This is a genomic window from Myxococcales bacterium (genome assembly GCA_016720545.1).
GTDB lineage: Bacteria > Myxococcota_A > Polyangia > Polyangiales > Polyangiaceae > JAAFHV01.
Genome location: JADKKK010000004.1, coordinates 41080 through 60273, shown reverse-complemented (window position 1 = coordinate 60273; position 19194 = coordinate 41080). Strand labels below are relative to the sequence as shown.

The 19194-nt window shown below is 72.3% G+C and carries 14 protein-coding genes and 1 pseudogene; 6 read left to right on the top strand and 9 right to left on the bottom strand.

Annotation, left to right across the window (positions count from 1 at the left end):
• Positions 1-46 precede the first annotated feature (46 nt).
• Positions 47-1906 carry a hypothetical protein gene (locus IPQ09_10000; GenBank protein MBL0194533.1) on the bottom strand — a complete coding sequence of 620 codons (1860 nt, stop codon included), beginning with the start codon at positions 1904-1906 and terminating at the stop codon, positions 47-49.
• 182 nt (positions 1907-2088) lie between these two features.
• On the opposite strand from IPQ09_10000, the gene IPQ09_09995 reads away from it, so the two are divergent.
• Positions 2089-2550 (top strand): hypothetical protein, encoded by a 462-nt coding sequence (locus tag IPQ09_09995; protein MBL0194532.1) that lies wholly within the window; start codon positions 2089-2091, stop codon positions 2548-2550.
• Between the two features lie 68 nt (positions 2551-2618).
• Positions 2619-3005, top strand: a complete 387-nt coding sequence (locus IPQ09_09990; GenBank protein MBL0194531.1) for a carboxymuconolactone decarboxylase family protein — start codon at positions 2619-2621, stop codon at positions 3003-3005.
• Positions 3006-3160: 155 nt separating this feature from the next.
• On the opposite strand, the gene IPQ09_09985 is transcribed toward IPQ09_09990, so the two are convergent.
• Entirely contained in the window at positions 3161-5107 is a 1947-nt protein-coding gene (locus IPQ09_09985) for a hypothetical protein (GenBank protein MBL0194530.1), read from the bottom strand.
• Positions 5108-5243: 136 nt separating this feature from the next.
• Between IPQ09_09985 and IPQ09_09980 the strand changes: the two genes are divergently transcribed.
• Positions 5244-7322: a UvrD-helicase domain-containing protein gene (locus tag IPQ09_09980; protein MBL0194529.1), complete on the top strand. Its 2079-nt coding sequence runs from the start codon at positions 5244-5246 to the stop codon at positions 7320-7322.
• 199 nt (positions 7323-7521) lie between these two features.
• Here IPQ09_09980 and IPQ09_09975 read toward each other — a convergent pair whose 3' ends face one another.
• Entirely contained in the window at positions 7522-8559 is a 1038-nt protein-coding gene (locus IPQ09_09975; GenBank protein ID MBL0194528.1) for a hypothetical protein, read from the bottom strand.
• 45 nt (positions 8560-8604) lie between these two features.
• Positions 8605-10338, bottom strand: coding sequence for a proline--tRNA ligase (locus tag IPQ09_09970; protein MBL0194527.1), 1734 nt, complete (start codon positions 10336-10338; stop codon positions 8605-8607).
• Between the two features lie 316 nt (positions 10339-10654).
• Here IPQ09_09970 and IPQ09_09965 point away from each other — a divergent pair, with 316 nt between their 5' ends.
• Entirely contained in the window at positions 10655-11257 is a 603-nt protein-coding gene (locus tag IPQ09_09965) for a hypothetical protein (GenBank protein MBL0194526.1), read from the top strand.
• A 45-nt stretch (positions 11258-11302) separates the two neighbouring features.
• On the opposite strand, the gene IPQ09_09960 is transcribed toward IPQ09_09965, so the two are convergent.
• Entirely contained in the window at positions 11303-12712 is a 1410-nt protein-coding gene (locus IPQ09_09960; protein MBL0194525.1) for a beta-galactosidase, read from the bottom strand.
• Positions 12713-12950: 238 nt separating this feature from the next.
• On the opposite strand from IPQ09_09960, the gene IPQ09_09955 reads away from it, so the two are divergent.
• Positions 12951-13751: a fatty acid desaturase family protein gene (locus IPQ09_09955; GenBank protein MBL0194524.1), complete on the top strand. Its 801-nt coding sequence runs from the start codon at positions 12951-12953 to the stop codon at positions 13749-13751.
• Positions 13752-13787: 36 nt separating this feature from the next.
• On the opposite strand, the gene IPQ09_09950 is transcribed toward IPQ09_09955, so the two are convergent.
• The 4 genes and pseudogenes from IPQ09_09950 to IPQ09_09935 all read right to left on the bottom strand — a co-directional run bounded on the left by IPQ09_09950 (position 13788) and on the right by IPQ09_09935 (position 18144).
• Positions 13788-14300 carry a hypothetical protein gene (locus IPQ09_09950; GenBank protein ID MBL0194523.1) on the bottom strand — a complete coding sequence of 171 codons (513 nt, stop codon included), beginning with the start codon at positions 14298-14300 and terminating at the stop codon, positions 13788-13790.
• Positions 14297-15421 carry an arginase family protein gene (locus tag IPQ09_09945; protein MBL0194522.1) on the bottom strand — a complete coding sequence of 375 codons (1125 nt, stop codon included), beginning with the start codon at positions 15419-15421 and terminating at the stop codon, positions 14297-14299. The genes IPQ09_09950 and IPQ09_09945 overlap by 4 nt, the downstream gene beginning before the upstream one ends.
• A gap of 70 nt (positions 15422-15491) precedes the next feature.
• On the bottom strand, positions 15492-16580 hold the full coding sequence (locus IPQ09_09940; GenBank protein MBL0194521.1) for a DUF3160 domain-containing protein: 1089 nt from the start codon (positions 16578-16580) through the stop codon (positions 15492-15494).
• A 112-nt stretch (positions 16581-16692) separates the two neighbouring features.
• Positions 16693-18144: pseudogene (locus IPQ09_09935) on the bottom strand (DUF3160 domain-containing protein).
• 68 nt (positions 18145-18212) lie between these two features.
• Between IPQ09_09935 and IPQ09_09930 the strand changes: the two are divergent.
• A complete protein-coding gene (locus IPQ09_09930) occupies positions 18213-19145 on the top strand; it encodes a hypothetical protein (GenBank protein MBL0194520.1) in 933 nt (310 codons plus the stop codon).
• The last annotated feature ends 49 nt before the right edge of the window (positions 19146-19194 follow it).

Genomic DNA, 19194 nt, shown 5'->3' with positions numbered 1-19194 from the left:
GGAACGCGATTCTTCGATTTTTCGCGGTCGGCGAGGGTGCGCCAGGTCAAACCGTCGGCGCCGGGCTGGGATCGAGGGGGCGGGGCGTGCGGCGCTCCCTCCCCGCGTAGCTCGGGCGCCGGCTCGGCGCCGGCGTGGCGGGGCCCCGACGATCGGTGAGCGCGGCGGTCAACTTCGCGAGCAGCCCCTCCACCTCGCGCGGCTCCGAGCCCTCCGGCGCGAACCGCAGCACTTTTTCCTCGGTGCTGCGCCCCGGCACGGCCGTGCGCGGCCCGAGCGCCGCCTCGGACGCGCCCTCGAGCTTCATGTGCGCCGGGCTCCCGTCGAAGACGCGGACGAGCACCTCGGCGGCGGGCAGGAACCCGGTCAGGGTCTTCGACTCCACGACGCCCACCTCGAGCCCGCGTACCCCAGGCATCGCGCGCCGAGGCAGCGCGCGGAGCCGTGCCTCGTCGCAACGCTCGGTGCCCGTCGGCACGCGGCCGTAGAGCTTGGCGCGGAGGTCCCGCCTCGCGGCCAGGCGGCGCGCGAGCGGCGCGAGCAGGGAGACCCCGCGCGCCACGCTCCCCGACGGGAGCTGGCCCACGACCCCAGAGAAGAACAGCGGCGCGAGCGAGAGGGACGCGAGCGGCGCCAGCACTCGGAGTCCTGGGTAGAGGGCCTCCCCGAGCGCCCCGAGCCCCGCGGCCAGCGCGACGAGGGCCACGAACATCGCGAGGCCGCGACCGCTCGTCGCGTCGAGCCACGACGAGGACCGCGCGAGGGTCGAGGCGCGCTCGCCGCCACCCTCGTCCCGACCGTCGAGCGGCCTCCACTCGCCGGGCCCACGCACGCGCAGCGCGAGCTTCCTCGGGCGGAGCTCGACGGCAAGCGCCATCGCGACCAACAGCGGAGCCGTGCCGGCGAGGGGCGACAGCAGCACGGCCACGGAGAGCCCCGCCGCGAACGCGAGGGCGAACAGCGGCGGGCGGATCGACGCTGGCACGGGGAGCAGCGGCCGCGGCGACATGCCCGCGCGCGCGACCTCGCGCCGAAAGCCCCGGAGCTTGCGGCCAAACAGCGCGCCGAGCGCGAGACCGACGACCAGGGCCACCGCCGTGAACGCCGCGCCCCGCCGTCGGTCACGAGGCGCCACCGCACGCGGCGTGGTCTCGCGCGCCTCATTCGAGCGCACGCCGAAGGCCTTCGCGTCGGCCCGCACGCCCCAGGTCAACGTCTCGCCACGCGAGACGTGCGCGCGCACCAGCTCGAGCTCGTCTTGGGCGGTCGTGCGGCGCAGCGTCACGAGCGTCGTGTCCTCCGCCTCCGCGCCGTCCGCGAGCAGGACGCGCGGCTCGGTCGGCCCCGAGGGCAGGCGGAAGACCGCGCGCGCGGCGTCGCGTCCCTCCGCGGAGGGCGGCAGCGTGAACGACGCCCGCACGAGCGCGCCGTCCTTCACGAGGCGCTTCGTCTTCCAGCCGTCGACGTCGTAGGCGACCACGAACGCGTACGTGCCTCGCTTCAGGCCCTTGGGGTCGTCGACGCTCACGCGAACCACCTGGCTGTTCGCGTCGACCACGCCGTCGTGCGGCACGTCCTTGGCGGCCTTCGAGGAGATCCCCTCGGCGTGGGCCGCGAGGTGCGCGCCGTCCTCGCCGACGACCGACACGTCCGGCGCGATCGAGGCCTCGAGGTCGATCGACGGCAGATCGAACGAGTGGAGCTGGCCTGCCACCACCCGGTAGCGGACGTGATGCTCGACGTGGACGCGGCCGTCCTTCGCGAAGGTGGCGATGAGGTCGTTGCCGGTCTGGTGCCACTCCTGCCACCCGCCGCCCGCGCGAGCCTGCGAGGTGGGCGCGACCGAGACCAGCGTGGCGAGCACGAGGAGGCCCGCGGAAGCGGGGGCGAGGCGACGGGCAGACATCACGACCTCGGGCATAACCAGTGTACGACAAGGTGGGCAACTTCGTGACTGAGGGCTCCGTGGAGACGCGGTTCACGCACGCGCGGGTGGACGTGCTGGTCGCGGGGTGATTTCGTGCGCTTGCGTCCGCCGCTCGCCCTTCCCCATCGCGCCCCGCGCGCTCCGCTCACGCAAGGAACTCTATGGCCCGCATCCTCCCTCGCGCGCTCGCCCGTACGCTCACCTCCGGCATCTCCGCCACGTGCTTGGCCTTCGCGGCGCTCACCCTGACGGGGTGTGGGGACACGCCGGCTTCGAGCACGCCGCCTCCGAACACGCCGCCTCCGAACACGCCGCCTTCCGTCGACACCTTCACGGTGACCGCCCCTGCGAAGGGCGCCGACGGGAACTACGTCATGACGGCCTCCGTCGCGGTGAGCGACCCCGACCAGCACAAGATTCTACGGCTGGACCTCTCGGCCAGCGGGCCAGCGATCATCCCCACCCAGTCGATCGCGATTCCCGGGGGCGCCGCGGGCACGTACCCCATCCGGCTCACTCTCGCGGGGAACGCGCCCGGCGGCGCCTACACCCTCTCTGCGGTGGCGTACGACGAGCAGGGCGCCGCGAGCGCCGCAAAGACCGCGACGTTCACCCTCCCGTAACAGGTCGCTCGGCTCGCGCTCGCTCGCGGCCCCTCGCGCTCGCGCAAGCGCCGCGCTATGCGGTCGCCATGAGCGAGCGAGATCCACGGTGGGAGGCAGGGCACGCCCTCCGAAAGCGCGTCATGGGGGAAGAGCACGTGGCGCGCACGGAGGCCGCGACGACGGAGTTCGACGCGCCCCTTCAAGACCTGCTCACGCGGCACGCGTGGGGCGACGTGTGGGCACGCGAAGGGCTCGATCCGAAGACGCGTAGCCTGGTCACCGTGGCGATGCTCGTCGCGCTCGGAAAGCCGACCGAGCTCGCGGGGCACGTGCGGGGCGCGCTGAACAACGGCGCCTCTGCGATCGAGCTCCGCGAGGTGCTACTGCACTCGGCGGTCTATTGCGGCGTCCCTGCCGCGGCCGAGGCCTTCCGCGCGGCCGCCAAGCACGTCCCCCTGGACGCCCTCGACTGACCGCTCCCAGGTCGATCTCGTGCTTCGTCGCTGCTCCTCGGCGAGCGGCGCTCGCTCGACCTCGCGCTTCAGCGGGATACGGAAGAGCGGGTTCGCCGGGCGAGCGTCGCGGCTCCCGTACACGAGGACCGGCGGCCGGCGTCGCACCGACGAGTTCAGCGGCGCATCAGGCCGCTCACCGTCGCGCCGATGGCCTGCTTCGGGACGAAGATCGTCGTCACGAAGGCGCCGCCGAGCGCCTGCGGGGTAGGCGCCTCGGGTGCGCTCGCGGCGAACGCGGTGGCGAACATGTCGGCGCTCGAGCCAGGCGCGCCCCGCCCGCCACGATCGATCACCTTCACGAGCGCCGCGAGCCGCGGCGTGACGAGGAAGCCCGAGCGCGACGCGGTCGCGAGGAGCTCCTTCGACTCGGGGCGCGTGCCGAGCGTGGGCCCGGTCGGGGTTCGCGCCGCGATCATACGCGCCGCGACGAGCTTCGGATCGAGCCCGACGGCCACCCACGACGTACCGGGAGCGCTCGCATCGGAGGGGGCGATGAAGATGTGCGCGATCACGGGCTTCGGCGCGAAGGTTACCTTGCCCTTGTCGTCACGCCGGGGCGGGCGCGGGATGGCGAGCTCGAGGTGGGTCGTCCCCGCGGGGAGCCCCGCGCCCACGGCGGCCGCGCGGAGCGTCGGGAGCGGCGGCTTCGATTTGTCCTTCGCGCTCTTGGTGCGCATCACCTTGAGCCCGAGGGTCGCCCAGTCTTTGATGACGAGGGCCACCTGCGCGGCCGGGCGCTCGAGGCGCATGAGCGTGTAGCCCACCGCCTGGGTGGCGAGCGCGGCCTTCTGCTCGGCGCGCTGCTTATCGGTCGCGTTCGCCCCGTCTTTCTCGACCGCTGCGGCCTTGAGCGCGTCGAGATCGTAGCCGCGTCCGAACACCATCCCCCCCTGGAAGATCGGGAGCGTGCGATCGGCGAGCAGCGCCACGATGGCCTTTCGATCGGCCGCCGGCACATCGCTGGCGAGGGTCTCGTCGAGGAACGCCGCGAAGAGCTTGCGCGGGCGATCGTAGAGCGTGGGATCACCGGGGCGCGTCCACGCGGCCATGTCGACGTCGGCGGGCAGGCCGACGAGCGCCGGCGGCGGGGGCCCCACTTCTTTCACGCCCGCGACGAGCATCTTCGTGAGCGTCGCCTGTTGCGTGCGGAACGAGTACCGGAGCCGGGCCTTCGCGCCCTCGGGCTTGGCGTCGATGTCGAGCGTCACGCGATCGCTGTCGACCGCGAAGTCGGCGAGATCACCGACCGCCGCCTCGATGATGTCGCGCGTGGCGGGCCCCACGTCCTTCTTCCCTTCCAGCATCCCGCCCGCGAGCGCGGGCAGGAGGCGGCGCACGCTCTCGAGCGACTCGCGCACGGCGCCGAACTGCATCTCGATGTGGACGTCGCTCTGGCTCGGGGCGATCGAGAGGGTGCGCATCGCGTACGGAGCCATGGACTCGACGGCGCCCTGATCGCCGCACACGAGGCGCGCGGGCGCCGAGCCGGGCGTGGCCCCCATCACGCACACGCGGGGCTCGTCGGTCTCGTCCTTCGGCGGGGGCGCGAGGCCGTCGACCTTGATGACGCCGTTGGGCATGGGCGTGAGGGTGAACTTCGAGAGCTTGGCCTTCGCCTCGTCGAGGGACGTGAGCGGGATGGAGACCACGAACTGGGGGGTAGGCGCGCGCTTGTTCCCGGCGACCCGCACCGCGAAATCGAAGGGCTTGTCGATGTCGACCACGCCCGCGAGCTCCTCGCCGAGGACCGCGCCGAGCGCCTCCTTGGCGCCGGGGAGCGGCATGCCGGTCCAGCCCACGATCGCGTTCGCGGACTGCTCTGCGTGAGCCACCCGCCCGAACGCGACGAGGCCCTTGGGCTCGGCCACGGGCGAGACGTCCGGCGCGGGCGCGACGGCGATCTCTACGGGCTTGGGCTTCTCGGGCGCCGCGATGGGCGCCACCGGCGGCGGCGGGCCGCCACAGGCGACCAGCATGGCGGCGGACACCCCGACCGCGACGCCGGGCGCCGAGCGAGGAGACAGGGAGGACGCCCGGGCACGAACGAGGAGCTTTCTCATCGCCCCGGAGCGTACCCGAATCGTGCGGCGCGCGAGCGCGCGATCTCTCTCGGCGCGGCTGGGGCCCGTCGTCTTTGCCGTGAGCGTCCGTTGGGCCTTTCCCGAGCGCCGGAGCCGTGGTTAACGATGACCCCGAATGTCGCAGCCGAAGCTGAACCCCGCTCAGGCGCGCGCCGTCGAGCACATGTCCGGGCCCATGCTCGTCCTCGCGGGCGCCGGCTCCGGAAAGACCCGCGTCATCACGCAGCGTATCGCGCGCATGGTGGAGCGCGGCGTACCCTCCCACGCCATCGTCGCGCTCACGTTCACGAACAAAGCCGCCGCCGAGATGGCGGAGCGCGTGGAGCACGTGCTCCGCGAACGCAAGAACGCTGGAGCGGCGAAGGGGCTCACGGTCTCCACGTTCCACTCCTTCGGGCTCTCGGTGCTCACTCGCGAGAAGCGCTCGCTCGGCGGCACGTTCACCATCTTCGACCAGGGAGACTGCCTGTCGACGGTGAAGGACATCCTGTCGCGCAGCAGCCGCGAGCGCGGGTACGACGCGCCCGCCATCCTCACGCGCATCTCCAACGCAAAGAACGCGTTCATCTCGCCCGAGCAGCTCCGCGATCGGGTGGAGGCCGCCTCGGTGGAGGACGAATACGACGCGATCACCGCCAGCGTGTACCCGCGCTACCAGGCCGCCCTGCGAGGCTTTCGCGCGTTCGACTTCGACGATCTCGTGTGCGAGGTCGCCCGCATGTTCCGCGAGAAGCCCGACGTGCTCGAGAAGTACCGTGCACAATACAGGTATTTGCTCGTCGACGAATACCAGGACACGAACGGAGTGCAGCTCGCGCTCCTCCGGCTGCTCGCCGGCGACCACCAGAACATCTGCGTGGTGGGCGACGACGACCAGTCGATCTACTCGTGGCGCGGCGCGAACGTGCGCAACATCCTCGACTTCGAGGAGCAGTTCCCCGGCGCGCTGGTCGTGAAGCTCGAGCAGAACTACCGATCGCGCGCGCCCGTGCTCGACGTGGCCAACGCGGTCATCGCCAAGCGCGCCGACGTGAAGCACAAGAAGGTGCTCTTCACCGAGAAGGCCGGGGGCCCCATCGTGGGGCTCGGCACCGCGCCCAGCCCGGAGGCGGAGGCCGCCTACGTGGGGCGCGAGCTGGCGAGGCTCACCAAAGAGGCCGGCGTGCGCCCCAAGGACACGGCGGTGCTGTACCGGTCGAACGGCCAGGCGAAGCTCATCGAAGAGGCCCTCCGCGAGCGAGGCGTGCCGTATCGCATGGTGGGCGGCCAGCAGTTCTTCGAGCGCAAAGAGGTGAAGGACCTGCTCGCGTACCTGAAGGTCACGCTGAACCGCGCCGACGAAATCAGCCTCCGCCGCATTCTGAACTACCCACCGCGCGGCATCGGCGAGACCAGCGTGGAGCGCCTCGGGCTGCACGCCGTGGCGAAGGGCTGGACACTGTGGCAGGCGATCGAGCGGGTCGACGCGCTCGACGGCGTGCCCTCGGCCGCGCGTGAGGGGTGCAAGAAGCTCGAGCGGGCGGTGGGGCAGCTCCGCAAGCGGCTCGTGGTCGATCGCGTCCCGGCGAGCACGGCGGGGCGTGAGCTCTGCGAGGCCGTCGGAATCTATGGCGATCTCGACGCTTCCTCCACGTCGCCTCAGGTCGCGGCGCGGCGAAAGGGCAACCTCGACTCGATCCTCCGCACGCTCGAGAAGCGCGAGGTCCGCGTTCGCGAAAAGGGCGACGACGAGACCGCGGAGCGGGAGCTCATGTCCTTCCTCCAGGCGCTCACGCTGAACCTCGGCGACGACGAGGAAGACACGAGCGACCGCGTGACGCTCTCCACCCTCCACGGCTCGAAGGGGCTCGAGTTCGATCACGTGTTCCTCATCGGGGTCGAGGAAGGGTTCTTGCCTCACACGCGCACCCTCGACGCGCGCGCCACCGACGCGAGCCAGCAGGACATCGAGGAGGAGCGCCGGCTCTTCTACGTAGGCATCACCCGCGCTCGCGAGAAGCTCGTGCTCACGAAGTGCAAGGCGCGCGCCCTCCGAGGGAAGCCCACGCCCCGCACCCCGAGCCGCTTCCTCTCCGACATCCCGGAGGAGCTGCTCGAGACCTTCGTGGTGAAGGAAGACCCCGCGGCGAGCCTCGCCAAGATGGGCGAGCACGGCGACAACCTCCTCGCGATGCTCGAGGGCCTCGGGGGATAGTGGGCAGGGGGGGGGGGGGGGGGGGGGGCAGCCCGGCGCTCACGAGCCACTGCCTCGCGGGGGTCGGGAATCTCCCACCTGTGGCGCCCGCAGCGCGTCGCCGCCGGCCGCGGCCGCGCGGGCCTATCGCCCGCGCGAGGGCCACAGACCCGCAGGCGGTTGGCGCCGCCGTCCGGGAAGGTCTCGAGGCGCACGTGGCTCACGCGGCCGGCGCGTTGGAGTGACTGGCCCGCGACGTGGAGAACGCCGCCTGCGAGCGCCTTGACCGGCGTGCGGGGACGAGCTCGATCCACCGGACGTCGTCTGGAAGCGCCCCGTCGGCCACCTCGCCGAGATCGGCGCCGAGCAGCCGCAGCTCCACGGGGTTATTGAGGACGAAGTAGGTGAAGTCCACCTCGACGCGCTCGACGACCCCGGCTCGCCCGAGGGCGACGACCACGTAGTCGAGGTGCGCGCCGCCGCGGCTGCGGCTGGTCTCCCAGCCGTCGCCCATGCTCGTGGGGGCGGCCTCGGCGATGAGCGCCTGGCTGTGCCCGTAGCGGTTGTTACTCGTCGCGACGACGCGGCCGCCGAGCGCTTCGCACGCGAGGTCGACCTCCGCGTCCGGCGCGAGCGCGGCCCACCGCGCCGCGACGGCCGCCGCGCTCGGCGCCTCGTGGGCCTCGTCGCCGCCGCGCGGGATAGGCGCCTCGTGGCGGATCCGCCGGACGCGCTCGTCGCCCGGATCGGTCTCCGCGGGCGCGCGCCCTGCGTAGCAGCGGAGCCTCGCGATGCCGCCGTCCGGGTGGTTCTCCAGCATGACGTGCGTGAGCGCACGGCCGTGGCCCGCGGGCGTGCGGAAGACGTTGTGGGCGTGGCCGTCCAGCGGCGCGGGCGCGAGCAGCTCGAGCCAGCGCGGGTCCGCCCGCGTGGGGGACTCGCCTGGCGTGCCCTCGAGCGCGTACACCGCGCCGAGCTCGGCGTGGTTGCCGTCATGCCAGTGGGTGTCGACGTCGACTGTGGCGATCGCGCCGGGCGTGCCGAGCTCGAGCACGACCCAGTCGGGCGCCGAGGGGTTGTGCCGGCGGGTCTCCCACGAGTCGAACTCCTGCCCTTTCCCGGGGATGAACACGCCGAAGCGGAACTCCGGCGCGCGGGTAGAGAGGAGGTTCTCGGCGGGCGCGAAGCCCTCCTCGGAGCAGGCGACGACGCGGCCGGAGGGGAGACGATCGAACGGTTCGTCGGGTGTGGCGGACATGGGCGAGGCCTCTACGGTTCGGGAGGGAAGAGACACCGCGGGCGCTCAGCCCGCGAGCGCAGCCTTCACGCGGGCGATGAGCTGTGCGGCCGCGTCGGCGAGCGGCACGAGCTCGGCCTTCTTGGGGTCCTTCTCGGTGCGAGGCTTGAGCTCGAGCTGGCCCTGCGCGAGGCCCTTCGAGCCGAGGGTGACGCGGAGCGGAATTCCCAGCAAATCCGCGTCTTTGAACTTCACGCCGGGGCGCTCGTCGCGGTCGTCCCAGAGCACCTCGACGCCCGCCGCCCACAACGCGTCGTAGAGCTTCTTCGCCTCCGCGTAGACCCCGGGCTCCTTCGCCTCGGTGCCGAGCGTGACGAGGTGCACGTGATAGGGCGCGAGGCTCATCGGCCACACGATGCCGAGCTCGTCGTGGCGCTGCTCGATGCACGTCGCCACGAGGCGCGAGACGCCGATGCCGTAGCACCCCATGACGATGGGCTTCTTGGCCTGCGCCTCATCGAGGAACGTGGCGCCCATCTGCGCGGAGTAGTGGGTGCCGAGGATGAAGATGTGCCCGCCCTCGATGCCCTTGTAGGCCAGCAGCCCGCCCTCGGCCCCGCAGCTCGGGCAGTCGTCGCCGCCCTGCGCGAGGCGAAGGTCGGCCACCTCGGCCTGGTAGTCGCGCTCGAACGCGACGTGGGTCAGGTGGTGGTCGGTCTCGTTGGCGCCGCACACTCCGCTCGCGACGAGCGACGCCGCGCGATCGACCAGGACCCTTCCCTTGAACCCTACGGGGCCGGCGAAGCCCACGGCCGCGCCGGTGGCCTTCTTCACGTCGAGCTCGCCGGCGAGGAACACCTCGTCGACGCCGAGCGCCCGCGCAAGCCGCACCTCGTTCACCTCGTGATCGCCGCGCACCACCGCGAGCACGGTCGCCTCGCCCGCGAGGTACACGAGCGACTTCAGGAAGTGGTCCTTCGGCCGCGAGAGGAACGCCGACACGTCGTCGATGGAGCCCACCTTGGGCGTGTGCACCCTGGCGATGGCGGGCGTCGGCTCGGTGGCCTTCGCGGGCTCGCGGGTCTTCACGGTCGCGGCCTCGACGTTGGCCGCGTACTCGCACTTCTGGCAGGCCACGATCGCGTCTTCGCCGCTGTCGGCGAGGACCTGGAACTCTGCGCTGGTCGAGCCGCCCATCGCGCCGGAGTCGGCCGCGACGAGGCGGTAGGTGAGGCCCATGCGGTCGAACGCCCGCGTGTAAGCTGCACGCATCCGCTCGTAGCTGACCTTGGCGCCCTCCTCCGTCGCGTCGAACGAGTACGCGTCCTTCATGATGAACTCGCGGCACCGCAGGAGGCCGCCACGGGGGCGGGGCTCATCGCGGAACTTCGACTGGATCTGGTAGAGGTTCCGCGGCATGTCGCGCCAGCTCTGGATCTCGCGGCGCGCGATGTCGGTGACGATCTCCTCGTGGGTGGGCCCGAGGTTGTACTCGGCGCCCTTGCGGTCCTTGAGGCGGAACAGGGTGTCGCCGAAGCGGTCGAAGCGCCCGGTCTCGCGGAAGTACTCCGCGGGCAGCAGCGCCGGCATGAGGATCTCGAGCGCACCCGCGCGGTCCATCTCCTCGCGGACGATCCCCTCCACCTTGCGCAGGGCACGCAGCCCGAGGGGCAAGTAGTCGTACATGCCGGCGCCCACGCGGCGGATGTAGCCGCCTCGCAAGAGCAAGACATGGCTCACGTTCGTGGCGTCGGAGGGGGCTTCCTTGACAGTCGGGATGAGGGCGTTCGTGAAGAGCATGGCGGGCCCGCACTAGCACACGCGCGCGCCGCTGGAGAGGGCTTGCGCAGCGGGCTCCACCTGCCCTTGGTCAGTCGCCGAAGATCTCGGTGGCGAGGAGGCACGGCGGCACGGTGCCGCGCGTGAGCATGTCGTGGTGAAAAGCCTTCAGGTGGCGGGGAAGGTTTTCACAGCGACGGCGTACCCCAGGTCGGCGCTCGAGGGCAGCCGCTCCCCGCGCGCTCGCCGAATCTCCCCCGCCCCCTTTTCTTTTTTGCATCGTCCGCTCGGTCGCTCCGTCGAAGAGCGCGCGATATCCCACCCCTCGGAGTCCTCAATGAAGCTCGCCCGCGTTCTTGCGCTCGCCGCCATCGTCACCGCCTTCGCGCTCCCCGCTCAGGCCGAGTGGACCAAGTCCGAGAGCTTCGAGTTCTCGTCGCGGACGAGCCTGAAGCTCGTGTCGGCGGCGCACGGCAAGGCGCTCGTGAAGGTCGACGGCGTGGTCAAGGAGGAGACGCTCCCCGCGATCTTCCCGCTGCCCGACCACGACGCGTACGTCGAGGTGAAGATCGTGGCCGACGACGGCGACACCTGGAGCGGCAAGATCGAGGTGAAGGCCCACAAGCAGACCATCGTGCAGCTCACGCACGTGCCCAGGGCGGCGGCGCCCGCCGCGCCGCCTGCAGCGGTGCACAAGTACATTGGGCGGTTGGTGAACGGTACCGACACGTGTCGCGCGAGCGATCGCGTCGACAAGTTCGTCGTCATGAAGGACGGCAAGCCGGTGCTCGAGACCTCCGTCCCGCCGAACCGCGCGATGTCGAACGTCGAGCTCGACGGCGGCACGTACACCGTGCGCATCTTCCGGAAGGGCATCTTCGTGGCCGCGAAGGAGCTCGTCGTCTCGAAGGACGGCTGGATCTTCACGTACGGCTGCTGACGGGCGCGCGCGCGCGCATCTGGGGCGCTCGCGCGAGGGACGGATTCACGGGCGAGCGCGACGGCGTACCCGACGGGCCACCGCCGCGGCGAGCGCCGTCGCGAGGACGGCGAGCGCGCTCGCGGGGCCCCCTGGCGCACCGACGGTGCAGCCGCCGGCGTCCGCGCTGGGTCCGGTCGGTTCCGCACCGTTCGCGCCGCTCGCGCCAGGCGGCGCGCCCGGCGGCGTGACAGGCGGCTCTGCGGTGGAGGTTGGGGTGGGCGTTGGGGGGGGAGGGCTCGCCGCGTCCGGCGTCGCCGAGCCGTCGGGCGTAGAAGCGTCGCGCCCGCCGTCGGGGGCGCCCGCGTCCGGGGGGGCGCCGGCCACGATGCCCGGGTTCGCGGCGATGAACTGCTGGATGGCCGTGAAGGCCGGCTTCTGGCGATAGTCGGCAGGAAAGGTTCGCGCGGGAGGCGCCGTGCGGTTCGCGCGGAGCAGACCGAAGCCGTCGATGGGGCAGTCGGCCTGGTCGGGCTTGCAGTCGAGGATTTCGTAGAAAAACGTGTGGGTCCACCAGGGCCGGCGGAGCTGCTCTTCCATCACGCGGCGCACGTACGTGGCCTGCTTCCCCTCGTCGCCGGCGTTGCCAATCTGCTTGGCCTGGTAGCCGGTCTCGGTGATCCACACCTCGCCTGTGTAGCGCTCCTCGTCGAGCAGCTCGCGCAGGCTGATTCGGGTGAACGAGAATCTCCGTTTCTCGAGCGCGTTCAAGAAGTTATCGCCGTCGAGGACCGTCGTGCCGGTCTCCGGCCAGCCCGAATAGATGTGGTGCGCGAGGATGTCGATCGAGCCGCGCGCGCGCTGAACGACGGGCCGCAAGAACACGTCGTACTCGCCCACGTGCGCGAGGTCCGGCCCCACCACGAAGCAGTCCGCGCACGTCGCCCGCACGGCCGCGGCGCCGGGCACGAGGATCTTGTCGATGTACGGGCCGGATCCGGCAGCGTTCTCCCAGAACTGGTCGAGGTTCGGTTCGTTCCAGATGCCGAAGTGGCGGACCCCCTTGGGGCGATAATGCGCGACCGCGGCGCGCACGAAGGCGGTCCACTCGGCCGTGGTGGCAGGCTCGTCGTTGCGCGGGTTGGTGTCCGCGCGAGACCGCGGCGCGCGGGGCACCCACGCTGGGGTGTAGCCGAGCGTGAGGTAGACCTTGAGCCCGCGCGCGTTGGCTTGGTCGACCACGCGATCGACCGCCGCGTAGTCGAAGCGGCCCGACGCGGGGTTCATGGCGAGCCAGTCGCCGTCGACGCGGATCCAGCCCACACCGAGCGTCTTCGTCGCGTCGAGGAGCTCGTTGGACGGCACGTGCACGTTGATGCCCAGGTCGTTGCCCCCGATGACCGCGCGCGCCTCGCCGGGCGCCAGCGCCCCGAGCCCGAACGCCGCCGCGACCGTCGCCCACGTTCTTCTTCGCATTCCCGACCTCGCACCAGAGCTTTCCGCAGTGGCGCGTGATGCGCAAGCGGGCTCTTCGTCGACGACGGGTCGCCCGGGCGGTGGAGCCGGCGGCAGCGCTCGCGCGTAGGGGCTGCGGGGCGGTCGCCGACCGAGCGCCTCGGAGACCCGCGCCAACCGCGTCGGCGTCAAAGGCCTTGTCTCCGAGGGCGCCGCGTAGGACGCTGGGTGGCGAGACAGGGGCGAGGGAGACGAAGCAATGGCCAACAGCGACAATCGACGCTCGGAGTTGGCGGGTTACTCCGCGAGCCACCGCGCCTACGAGATCGGCGTGTCGCTCCTGGCGCTCGCGCTCTTCGTGTGGCTGCTCGTGCGCCTCTCTCGCAGCCCGGCGATCTCTGGATGGTGGGTGCCGCTCGCGCTGTTCCTGGGCATCCTCGCGGCCGATTTCGTCTCGGGCGTGGCCCACTGGGGCTTCGACAGCTGGGGCAACCTCGACACTCCGGTGCTGGGCCGCCTCGCGATCCGCACCTTCCGTGAGCACCACGTCGACGAGAAGGCGATCACGCGGCACGACTTCATCGAGACGAACGGCCACAACCTCGGCCTGAGCTCCGTCGTGTCGGCGACCGGGATCTGGCTGCTCGGCCCCGCCAACACCTCGTTCGCCTCGACGTTCGCCGGCATGAGCCTCTGCGCGATGGCGATCTTCGTCGGCATGACCAGCCAGATCCACAAGTGGTCGCACCAAGACCAGCCCTCGGCGGCGGTCCGCCTGCTGCAGCGCGCGCACCTCGTGCTACCGCCCGACCACCACGCGCTCCACCACGCGCCGCCCTACGACAAGAACTACTGCATCACCGTGGGCTGGATGAACGGGCCGCTGAAGGCGATCCGCTTCTTCCAGACCTTCGAGCGCGTCATCACGGCGCTCACCGGGGTCGTCCCGCGGGTCGACGACATCGGAGAGAAGGAAGCGCTGGCGTCGATCGAAGGGGACGACGGCGTCGGCGTCGATGGAGCGGCGACCGTGAAGCCCAAGGCCGCGAGCGGCTCGTAGCGCGTCGACAGTCGCGCGCGCGGGTGAGGCCCGTGGCTACGGCGCGGCGTCGAGGGGCGCCGCGAGCTCCGCCACCTCGACCTGACAGTTCTGCTCCGAGCAGACCGAGAACTTGTAGGCCCCCGCGACCTGCGCCGCGCCGGCCGCCGTCGGCCTGAAGCGGACGGTCATCGTGGCGTGGGCCTCGCTCGGCGTGGCGTGGTCGCCCGAGGCCTTGGAGAACACGCCGGGCGCGGCGGTGTCGCGCCCGAGGTACACGAGGCCCTTCGCCGGCCCCGCCGTGAAGCGGTACGGAAACTCCTGGTTGATGTGGTAGCCGCCGCGCGCGTCGAGCTCCACCGTCGCCAGACACTCGGCGCCGACCTTGCAGCCGGCCTTCGGCTTCAGCTCGATCGCGTAGTGCGGGGCCTCTACCTTCGCGGCGGGAGGCGCGGGCTCCTTCGACGCAGCGGACGCTCCGGCGCCCTCACTCTTGCTGCAAGCAATGAGAACAATTGCCAAATTCACGACGAGGGCGAGCACCTGGGGAGAGAGGGCGCGGGGGTTCAAACGGCAGCTCCAAGGATGGCGGTGAGGGTGGCGCGAAGGTAGCGGACCGAGAGGTCGATCGTGGTCGCGCGGGCGCGGGCGTCTGCGCCGAGCGGGGGGGCGAGCTCCATGACGTCGCCGCCCACGAGCCCGAAGCGCTCGCCGAGCGCGCGGATGAGGGCGAGCACGAGCTCGGGCGACAGACCGCCGGGCTCGGGCGTGCCGGTCGCGCTCGCGAGCTCGGCGTCGGTGCCGTCGATGTCGTTGGAGAAGTACACGCCGTCCACCCCGAGCGCCTCGAGGTGGCTGACCACACGTGCGATCGCCGCGCCCTCGTCGCGTCGGCACTCGTCGGCCCAGAGCTGGCGCACGCCGAGCGTGCCCTCCCAATGCTCCCGGTCGCGACCCGACGCGCGAACGCCGACCTGCACGAGGCGGCCATCGCGGCCGAGCTGATCGTTCACGTGGTAAGACCATGTCGCGAAGCAGTGCTGGACGCCGAGGCGCTCGGCGAGCAGGTCGGTGTGCGCGTCGGACTGCACCACCGCCGTGCGCCGTCCGGCCGCCTGGTGTGCGCGCAAGAGCTCGGTGACGACGGGGTACGCCGTGGAGTGGTCGCCGCCGAGCACGACCGGCGCCGCGCCCGGGCAAATCGACAGGGCGAGCGCGGTGGCGCGCTGCGCGATCGAGAGCGGCGACACCGGCAGCTCCGCCCGCACGTGCGCGGGCAGATCGGGGTAGAGCGCGCGCCGAGAGCGCTCCTTCTGGGCCTCGGAGAGCATCTCGTCGTGCAGGAGCTGGGGCACGACGAACACGTCGCCGAGGTCGACCAGGCCAAGCTCGCGCGAGCGGCTGGCGAGCTCGGGCACCGCGTCGAGGAGGCCCTCGCGGAGCGCCTGCGGGCCGAGGTTCGCGCCCCGGCGAAAGCCGGCACCCACGTCGGAGGGGACCCCCAGAATGAAGGCGCGAGCCCCCGCGAGGCGCTCGAGCGCAGCGTCGAACGCGCGGGCCACCTCCGCCTCGTTCGCAACGCCGTAGAGGCGCTGCTGCAGCTCGAGCTGCGCGCGCTTGCCGGTGGACACGAGGTAGAGCCCGCCCCCGGCGGGGCGGAGCAGCGCGCGGAGCTCGTCGATCGGCGTCACGGACGCAGCCTAGCACGCGCCGCCAAAGGGGGCGCCTCGCATGCAGTCTACACGTACACCGCGGGCGCGTTCACGGCAGCTCGAACGGAGAGTGGGACGGCAGCGCCCTCTCGTCGAACACGGCGCCGCTCGCGGTCCGCACTCGGAGGACCCCGACCCACTCTGGCTTGCGCGCGCCAGGGGCCCAGACGAAGGGCGCCACCACCGCGGGCGCCTCCGAGCCTCGCGGCGCGGCCGTCGTCGCCACGCGCGCGCTCGCGAGCGTCTGGCCGTGGGCGTCGACGACCTCGATCTGCAGCGGGCCGAGCGCGCGCGGCGTCTTGACCGTGACGCCCTCGCCGCTCCCGTAGCCCTCGACTTCGGCCTGGGGAGGCGCCTCGGGAGGGGCTACGTAGCTCCGCTCGTGGGCGGCGACGGGCGGCGTGGTCATCGGGGCGTCGCCTCCCGTCATGTCGGGCGCCGAGTCGGTCGGCGGGGCGCGACGGCCCAGCGGGCGCACACGGTCGTAGGCCCGTGTGACCGGCCCCACCATCGCGCGGGGCTCGCCCCCGACGTCGACCACGAAGACGCCCAGCGCCGGGCGACCCTCGCCCACGTAGGCGATCTGGCGAAGCCGGGTCGACGTGAAGTGGTCGATCGCGAACGGGACCTTCATGAACGCGTCGCTGCGCTCGGAGTGCATGACCGGATACCACCCGTTGAACCGGCCGGGCGTCATGTCCTCGTAGCCGCCCCCGGGCCGGCTGTACTCGGCGACCATCTGGAGGAAGGCCAGCTGCTTGTCGCTCACGGGCCGACCCGCGAGCTCGTCGACCACCACGGCTCGAAGCGCGGCGACGACCTTCGCGAGGCGCTCGGCGGCCTGCGTCACCTGTCCGGCCACGTCGTCCTCCCCCGCGGCGGCGGGGCCGAGCTGCGCCGCGAGCTCGCGCAGGCGCGCGGTGTACGCGAGGGTCGCGTCGTACGCGCCCAACGTAGGCTCGACGTACGCGTCGGGGATGGTGCAGCCCGCGAAATCGTACACCTGCGCGGTGTGCAGCACGTGGGCGTGGTGGATCTGCGCGTACCCCGCGATGCCAGTGGAGATCCGCCGATCGGCGTGCGCGGGCGTCGCGAAGAACGAAGGCACCGCGCCCCGCGGCGCCTCGAGCGCGCCCATGACGAGGCGGGTCCACGCGGTGTGGAGGTCGTCCCCGCCGAGGTTCGTGGCGAGGTCCGCGCGGGCGGCGCGCAGCAGCGCCGGCGAGCCCGTCGGGTCGGTAGCGCACGCCGGCGTCGGCGCCGAGCAGGTACGCGAGCTCCGGACCGCGAGGCAGGTGAGCCGGCTGGTCGCTCGGGGCCAGCGTCGACAGAGTGCGCGCGTCGGCGGTGATCGCGACGCCGAGGAGCGTGGCGATCGTCGGCAGCGAGGCCGCCGACGTGCCGTACGGCATGACGTGGTAGTTCACCGTGCGCGTGGGGGCGTCTCGGATCTCCGCCCGAAGCGCGCCCGCCGCGGCGTCCACGTCGAGCAGCGAAATGCGCTTCTGTTTCAATACGTTCGACAAGGCTGCGAGCGGCACGATCTCGGTCTTTCCCGCGAGCTTGCGCCCGAAGGCGTCGAGCTTGGCCACCTCCGCCTCGACGCCCGCGTGCGCCGCGAGATCCGCGAGGACGAGCGCGAGCGCGGCCTCCCGCGGGGTCTCGTCCGTGGTGAGCACCGGCGAGGAGCTCCGCGATCCGCGCGACGCGAGGTTCAGCTCGAGCCGCGTCAGCCAGACCATCGCGCGGAAGTAGCCGTGGAGCTGGGTCTGGTCGAGGTACACGCCCCGCGGCGCATAGAAGGTGAAGTCGACCACGCGCGGGCGGCCGAAGAGGTCCACGGTCTCCACCGCCGACGCGGCGTGAGCTCTCGCCACGAGGCCATCGACCTGGGCGTCGCCGGAGGACCCGCCCCCGTCGCCCACTTCCCCGGTCCCGTCCCGGCCCTCGAGCAGGGCGCGCGCCACGCCCAGGTAGACCGCGGCGTCCCGCGCGAGCGCCGGCGCGTAGCGAGGCGAGGGCGCGCTACGCTCCGCAGCGAGGGCCTTCTGCATTCCCTCGAGGACCGCGCCCAGGCGCTTTTCGCGGGCCGCCTCCGCGTGCACGAGGAGGCTCTCGTGGGAGCGGAACACGGCCTGGAGGAGGCTGTCGGCGGTGACGTACAGCGGCAGCTCCTGCCGATGGATCTCGTGCATCGCCTCGCCGTAGCTCGGGAAGGTGACGCGCGACAGGACGACCATGCCGTTGCGCGACAGCAGCGCGCGCTCGGGTCCCGTGAGGCCATAGCGTTCGACGACGCGGTCCAGGAACCTGGGGGTCTTCTTCCGGTCCCACGGGGTGGCGGCCACCGCGGGGCGGGCGGCCCCGCTCGCGGCCTCGCGCGTGACGTCGTCCACGGCCCGCCACACCGCCGCATCCGGCAGCTCCTCGGGGCCGAGGTCGCGGACGCAACACGCGTCGAACGCCGGGCCGGCGACCGGCGGCGGCGGGGGCGCCCCCGCGTCGACCGCGGCCACGGGCCGAAAAGGCGGCCGGGACGGCGCGACGCGCGACGGGGGCGCGCATCCGTCGACGGCGAGGAGCGAGGCGAGGGCGAGCGCGCAGGAGGCGCGCAGGAGGCGAGCGTGAGCTCGTGGGAGGGAGGACATGCCCCTCACGTCGCCCGCGCAGCGCGGAGTGTGACCGGCCCCAAACATATGCATTCTGCACGCTATGGAGAGCACGCGGAGGAGCTCACCAAGAGCGCCGCGAAACCGGCTAACGTGAGGGGATGAACCTTCCGCGTGCGGCGGCGAGCGTCGCGCTCCTCCTCGTGGCCGGGGCCTGCATCCGCAGGCAGGCGCCACCGCCGCAGCCGCCACGCTACGGCGGCCAACAGGCACCCTCCCCTCAGGCTCCGCAAGGCTACCCGCAGGGCGGCTACGCTCCGCAGGGCTACCCTCCTCAGGGCTACCCTCAGGCCTACCCCCCTCAGGCCTACCCCCCTCAGGCCTACCCTCCGGGCGCTCCTCCGCCGGCAGCGCCGCAACCGCCGCCCGCCCCCTCGACTCCGGCGCCCCCGGGCGATCCGTGGACCACGCTGCTCGGGCAGGTGCTCACCTCGCCGCCGCCCGCGCCGTCCGGGTGGCTTCAGCTCCCGCCGGGGTGGACGTGGCCAGGCCCGCAGGGCTCCGGATCGTCGCCGCCACCGGCGCCACCGGCGCCGTCGTCGCTGCCCGCGATCGCGCCTCGCGCCCTGGAGCTCGCGAACGCCATCAACGCCTACCGGCAACAGAACGGTCTGCCGCCAATCCCGATCACACGCGCGCTGACCCACGTGGCCGAGACCCACGTGCGCGACCTCGCCGGCTCACCCAAGCGCTCTGGCTGCAACGGCCACAGCTGGACCGACCGCGGGGCGTGGACGGCCTGTTGCTACACGCCCGACCACGCGCAGGCGAAGTGCATGTGGAGCAAGCCGGCCGAGCTCACGCCGTTCGGCGGGACGGGCTTCGAGATCGCGGTGGGCGAGCCGGGCGAGGCGGCCGGCTACGCCCTCGACGCCAAGCGCGCGCTCGACCTGTGGAGGGCGAGCCCGCTCCATCACGACGTCATCCTGAGCCGCGGGACCTGGCAGTCGGCCCCGTGGAAGGCCATGGGGGCCGGCATCATCGACAGCCACGCCGCCGCCTGGTTCGCGCGCGAGGCGGATCCGACCCCCTGACACGCATCACGACGAGGGTCCAGGCTGTGCCAGCGACGCCCCGCAGTGG

Bases quoted from the DNA above. Each gene is read 5' to 3' on its own strand.
- IPQ09_10000 (MBL0194533.1), bottom strand. From the start codon at position 1,906: ATGTCTGCCCGTCGCCTCGCCCCCGCTTCCGCGGGCCTCCTCGTGCTC.
- IPQ09_09995 (MBL0194532.1), top strand. From the start codon at position 2,089: ATGGCCCGCATCCTCCCTCGCGCGCTCGCCCGTACGCTCACCTCCGGC.
- IPQ09_09990 (MBL0194531.1), top strand. From the start codon at position 2,619: ATGAGCGAGCGAGATCCACGGTGGGAGGCAGGGCACGCCCTCCGAAAG.
- IPQ09_09985 (MBL0194530.1), bottom strand. From the start codon at position 5,107: ATGAGAAAGCTCCTCGTTCGTGCCCGGGCGTCCTCCCTGTCTCCTCGC.
- IPQ09_09980 (MBL0194529.1), top strand. From the start codon at position 5,244: ATGTCGCAGCCGAAGCTGAACCCCGCTCAGGCGCGCGCCGTCGAGCAC.
- IPQ09_09975 (MBL0194528.1), bottom strand. From the start codon at position 8,559: ATGTCCGCCACACCCGACGAACCGTTCGATCGTCTCCCCTCCGGCCGC.
- IPQ09_09970 (MBL0194527.1), bottom strand. From the start codon at position 10,338: ATGCTCTTCACGAACGCCCTCATCCCGACTGTCAAGGAAGCCCCCTCC.
- IPQ09_09965 (MBL0194526.1), top strand. From the start codon at position 10,655: ATGAAGCTCGCCCGCGTTCTTGCGCTCGCCGCCATCGTCACCGCCTTC.
- IPQ09_09960 (MBL0194525.1), bottom strand. From the start codon at position 12,712: ATGCGAAGAAGAACGTGGGCGACGGTCGCGGCGGCGTTCGGGCTCGGG.
- IPQ09_09955 (MBL0194524.1), top strand. From the start codon at position 12,951: ATGGCCAACAGCGACAATCGACGCTCGGAGTTGGCGGGTTACTCCGCG.
- IPQ09_09940 (MBL0194521.1), bottom strand. From the start codon at position 16,580: ATGGGCGCGCTCGAGGCGCCGCGGGGCGCGGTGCCTTCGTTCTTCGCG.
- IPQ09_09930 (MBL0194520.1), top strand. From the start codon at position 18,213: ATGAACCTTCCGCGTGCGGCGGCGAGCGTCGCGCTCCTCCTCGTGGCC.